Source organism: Ruminococcus sp. CAG:57 (assembly GCF_000435935.1).
GTDB classification, from domain to species: Bacteria; Bacillota; Clostridia; order Oscillospirales; family Ruminococcaceae; genus Hominimerdicola; species Hominimerdicola aceti.
The window spans coordinates 1-232 of record NZ_FR890788.1 but is presented as its reverse complement, the minus strand read 5'-3'; the positions used below and the strand labels follow the sequence as shown (position 1 = coordinate 232).

The 232-nt window shown below is 43.1% G+C and carries 1 protein-coding gene; it reads right to left on the bottom strand.

Going from position 1 to position 232, the window contains the following annotated elements; translation table 11 throughout:
- Positions 1–232 (bottom strand): hypothetical protein (locus QVO88_RS11145; protein WP_288178027.1); only part of this gene is annotated, 232 nt, incomplete at both ends.

Here is a 232-nt window from a genome sequence, read left to right as displayed (position 1 = left end):
TAGTGTTCATCAGTAGAAATTTCTTTGACATAATACCTTCCGAAAGGTATCTGTACATCAAATTTTGCAGTCATATTCTCAGCAAGTGAAACCTCTGAAAGCAGTCCGTCCGCAGGAATAACAGAACCGTCAGCGGCAGTAATATCTTCTGCGGCGAATAGCCCGAAACGAATGCTTGTATAGCAGTCCTTGCCGTAGATCCCGAACAGTTCATCACTTTCCATAACCTTAG